Below are 4,649 nucleotides of genomic sequence, written 5' to 3' on the forward strand. Positions count from 1 at the left end.
CTGAAAATGCCGGCCTTTGAATGGGTTCATGTGCAGCTCCATCAGCAAAAGGGGATGATAAGTTTATCACCACCGACTATTTGCAACAGTGCCAACGCCGGGTTATTCTTATTTGTCGCTTCTTTACTCGCCTTTATCGGCCTTCACTCAAGGATGTATTGTGGTTATGCGTTATATTCGCCTGTGTATTATCTCCCTGTTAGCCACCCTGCCGCTGGCGGTACACGCCAGCCCGCAGCCGCTTGAGCAAATTAAACAAAGCGAAAGCCAGCTGTCGGGCCGCGTAGGCATGATAGAAATGGATCTGGCCAGCGGCCGCACGCTGACCGCCTGGCGCGCCGATGAACGCTTTCCCATGATGAGCACCTTTAAAGTAGTGCTCTGCGGCGCAGTGCTGGCGCGGGTGGATGCCGGTGACGAACAGCTGGAGCGAAAGATCCACTATCGCCAGCAGGATCTGGTGGACTACTCGCCGGTCAGCGAAAAACACCTTGCCGACGGCATGACGGTCGGCGAACTCTGCGCCGCCGCCATTACCATGAGCGATAACAGCGCCGCCAATCTGCTGCTGGCCACCGTCGGCGGCCCCGCAGGATTGACTGCCTTTTTGCGCCAGATCGGCGACAACGTCACCCGCCTTGACCGCTGGGAAACGGAACTGAATGAGGCGCTTCCCGGCGACGCCCGCGACACCACTACCCCGGCCAGCATGGCCGCGACCCTGCGCAAGCTGCTGACCAGCCAGCGTCTGAGCGCCCGTTCGCAACGGCAGCTGCTGCAGTGGATGGTGGACGATCGGGTCGCCGGACCGTTGATCCGCTCCGTGCTGCCGGCGGGCTGGTTTATCGCCGATAAGACCGGAGCTAGCAAGCGGGGTGCGCGCGGGATTGTCGCCCTGCTTGGCCCGAATAACAAAGCAGAGCGCATTGTGGTGATTTATCTGCGGGATACGCCGGCGAGCATGGCCGAGCGAAATCAGCAAATCGCCGGGATCGGCGCGGCGCTGATCGAGCACTGGCAACGCTAAGCCGGCGGTGGCCGCGCGCGTTATCCGGCCCGCAGCACCTCGCAGGCGTGCCGGGCGATATGACTGGCGGCGGCATCGGAAAGATGCCGGTCGGTAATGATGGTGGTGAACCGGGTCAAAGGTAACGCCATAAACGTGGCCACCTGATTGTATTTCGAACTGTCGCACAGCAGGATGCTTCTCGCGCTGACCTGGCTGACGGTCTCCTTGACGGTAACCTTGTTCTCATCAGGGGTGAATATCCCGCGACTGTCCCAGCCGCTGGCGGAGATAAAGGCCGTATCGATAGCCAGGTGGCGTAACGTACGCGCCGCCGATTCGCCCACGCAGGAGCGGTTCTCCCGGCACAGAGTGCCGCCGGTGTGGATCACGCCGCACTGGCTGGCATCGATCAGCAGCTGGGTTATCTCAAAATCATTGGTGACCACCTGGAGATCGTTCCGGTCGAGGATCGCCCGCGCCAGCGCCAGGGTGGTAGTCCCGGCATCCAGATAGATGCAACTGTTTTTAGCGATATGACTCGCCGCCAGCGCGCCGATCGCCTGTTTCTCCTCACTCTGCAGCGTGCTTTTCACCAGATGACTGGGTTCCGCGGCCAGCCGGCTGACGGCGCGTACGCCGCCCGAGACGCTGACCAGCAGCCCCTGCTCCTCCAGTTTACTGACGTCCCGACGGATGGTCATATGGGACACGCCGAGGATCTCCGTCAGCTCGTTAATGCTTACCGCCCCACGCTGCTCCACCAGGGCTAAAATACGCTGATGTCGTTCTATTGGAATCACCGCTCTCCCCTTACCATTTTTTCACACCAGGCGTCACCACCCAGGCTACGGCCCTGGCGACACCCGGTGTTGTTATCGCGCTTTGCCGCTGTTTTTTACGCTATTTTAGGGCAAGAATCGCCGCTGTGCAGCCTCTTTCCGCCTGTGAATTTTTTATATTCATGTGGGTTATTCGTGATAACTCTCACATAAATTCACATGATAACGCTTTATTCTATCATTAAATCACATTAATTAACTAATGTTCACAAGGAGACCAGCATGGCTGCACACACTAACGTCTGCGTGATTGGACTGGGTTCAATGGGCATGGGCGCCGCCCGCGCCTGCCTGCAGGCGGGCCTGAACACCTGGGGCGTTGACATCAATCCCGACAACTGTCGCGCACTGCTGGCGGCGGGCGCCAAAGGCGCGGGCCCCAGCGCGGTGCCGTTCGCCGCGGAACTGGATGCAGTTGTGCTGCTGGTGGTCAATGCCGCCCAGGTGCGGGGGATCCTGTTCGGCGAGAGCGGCCTCGCCGCCCATCTGAAGCCGGGCACCGTCGTGATGGTGTCGTCCACCATCGCCTCCGCCGATGCTCAGGCCATTGCCGAGGCGCTGGCGGAGTACCAGCTATTGATGCTCGACGCGCCGGTATCGGGCGGCGCCGTGAAAGCGGCCGCCGGCGACATGACGGTGATGGCCTCCGGGAGCGATGCCGCCTTTGCCCGACTCGCGCCGGTGCTGGACGCCGTGGCCGGCAAAGTCTACCGCATCGGGAGCGACATTGGTCTTGGCTCGACGGTAAAAATTATCCATCAGCTGCTGGCCGGGGTGCACATCGCCGTTGCCGCCGAAGCGATGGCGCTTGCCGCCCGCGCCGGGATCCCACTGGAGACGATGTATGACGTGGTCACCCACGCGGCGGGTAATTCCTGGATGTTTGAGAATCGCATGCAGCACGTCCTGGATGGCGATTACTCGCCAAAATCCGCTGTCGATATTTTTGTCAAAGATCTCGGGCTGGTGAATGACACTGCCCGGGCGCTGACCTTCCCGCTGCCGCTCGCTACCACCGCGCTGAATATGTTCACCTCCGCCAGTAATGCCGGATTCGGTCGGGAAGATGACAGCGCGGTGATCAAGATTTTCAACGGCATCACCCTGCCGGGCCATAAACAGTGAGGAGAGACAACATGCAGCTTGGTGTCATTGCCGATGACTTCACCGGCGCCACGGATATTGCCAGCTTCCTCGTGCGCAACGGCATGCCGACGGTGCAACTGAATGGCGTGCCGACCCGCGATATTCCGCTGACCAGCGAGGCGGTGGTCATCAGCCTGAAAACCCGCTCCTGCCCGGCGGAAATGGCCGTCAGCCAGTCGCTGGCGGCCCTGCGCTGGCTGCAGGCCCAGGGCTGTCAGCAGTTTTATTTCAAGTACTGTTCCACTTTCGACAGCACCGCGCAGGGCAACATTGGCCCGGTGCTGGATGCCCTGCTGGCCGAGCTGGGTGAGACGCGGACGGTGATTTCCCCGGCGCTGCCGGTTAACGGCCGCACGGTCTATCAGGGATATCTGTTCGTCGGCGAGCAACTGCTGAATGAGTCCGGGATGCGCCACCATCCGGTGACGCCGATGGAGGATGCGCACCTGGGCCGCTTAATTGAGCGCCAAGGGCGCGGAAAAGCCGCGCTGATTGCCTGGCCGATTGTCGCCCGGTCGCCGCCGCGCTGGCGGCAGTCAACGATCCGGCGGTGCGCTATGTGGTGCTCGACGCCCTCAGCGAACAGGATCTGCTCACCCAGGGCGTGGCGCTGCGGGAGATGAAGCTGGTCTCCGGCGGTTCCGGCCTCGCCATCGGCCTCGCCCGCGACTGGGCGCAGCGCCATGGCGCCAGGGGGGAAAGCGCTCAGGCCGGCATGCCGCTGGCCGGTCCGGCGGTGGTGCTCTCGGGCTCCTGCTCGGTGATGACCAACAGCCAGGTGGCGGCCTATCGTCAACAGGCCCCCGCCCGCGCCGTCGACTTAAGCGCCTGCTTTACCGATCTGGAGAGCTACGTCAGGACGCTGACTGACTGGGTGGACGCGCAGCGCGATGCGCCGCTGGCGCCGATGATCTATGCCACCACCGAGCCGCAAACGCTGCAGCGGATCCAGGCGCAGTATGGCGACAAGGCCAGCAGCGAACGGGTGGAACAGCTGTTTGCCGCTCTTGCCGCCGCCCTGAAGGCGAACGGATTTACCCGCTTTATTGTGGCCGGAGGGGAAACGTCGAGCATTGTGGCGCAGACCCTGGGGGTTGAGGCGTTCCATATTGGGCCGACCATCTCCCCTGGCGTGCCCTGGGTGCGTGACACCCGCCAGCCGCTCTCCCTGGCGCTGAAGTCAGGTAACTTCGGCGATATCCAGTTCTTTGCCCGTGCCCAGCAGGAGTTTCGTCATGACTGAGCAACAACTGCGAGAGGAAATGGTGCAGATTGGCGCCTCGTTGTTTAGCCGCGGCTATGCCACCGGCTCCGCTGGCAATCTGTCGCTGCTGCTGCCGGACGGCAACCTGCTGGCGACGCCGACCGGCGCCTGCCTCGGCGAACTGCAGGCTCAGCGGTTGTCGGTGGTGACGCTGCAAGGGGAATGGATCTCCGGCGACAAACCGTCGAAAGAGGTCACTTTTCACCGGGCGGTCTATTTGCACAACCCGGCCTGCAAGGCGATCGTCCACTTGCACAGCCACTATCTGACCGCGCTCTCCTGCCTGCAGGGGCTCGGGCACTGTTGCAAAGTTAGCGATGAGGCAGCCTTTTGTCTTATTCAAAGGCCTTACATTTCAAAAACTCTGCTTACCAGGCGCATTTCGCCCAGG

4 protein-coding genes and 1 pseudogene are annotated in these 4,649 nt (G+C 61.7%); 4 read left to right on the forward strand and 1 reads right to left on the reverse strand.

What is annotated here, in order from left to right:
* Positions 1–166 precede the first annotated feature (166 nt).
* Positions 167–1,027, forward strand: coding sequence for an extended-spectrum class A beta-lactamase SHV-12 (locus LZP96_RS23585; RefSeq protein WP_002904004.1), 861 nt, complete (start codon positions 167–169; stop codon positions 1,025–1,027).
* A gap of 20 nt (positions 1,028–1,047) precedes the next feature.
* Here the strand turns inward: LZP96_RS23585 and LZP96_RS23590 are convergent, their stop codons facing one another.
* Complete coding sequence (locus LZP96_RS23590) at positions 1,048–1,809, reverse strand: DeoR/GlpR family DNA-binding transcription regulator (RefSeq protein ID WP_002210513.1); 762 nt, start codon at positions 1,807–1,809, stop codon at positions 1,048–1,050.
* A gap of 261 nt (positions 1,810–2,070) precedes the next feature.
* On the opposite strand from LZP96_RS23590, the gene ltnD reads away from it, so the two are divergent.
* The 3 genes and pseudogenes from ltnD to LZP96_RS23605 all read left to right on the forward strand — a co-directional run.
* Positions 2,071–2,973: an L-threonate dehydrogenase gene (ltnD, locus tag LZP96_RS23595; RefSeq protein WP_002903955.1), complete on the forward strand. Its 903-nt coding sequence runs from the start codon at positions 2,071–2,073 to the stop codon at positions 2,971–2,973.
* 11 nt (positions 2,974–2,984) lie between these two features.
* A pseudogene (otnK, locus tag LZP96_RS23600) lies at positions 2,985–4,237 on the forward strand (3-oxo-tetronate kinase).
* Positions 4,230–4,649, forward strand: a 420-nt coding sequence (locus LZP96_RS23605; protein ID WP_159106477.1) for a class II aldolase/adducin family protein, incomplete at its 3' end; no start/stop codon positions are given. The pseudogene otnK and the gene LZP96_RS23605, both read left to right, overlap by 8 nt.

Source organism: Huaxiibacter chinensis (assembly GCF_022171985.1).
In the GTDB taxonomy this organism is placed as follows: Bacteria; Pseudomonadota; Gammaproteobacteria; order Enterobacterales; family Enterobacteriaceae; genus Enterobacter; species Enterobacter chinensis_A.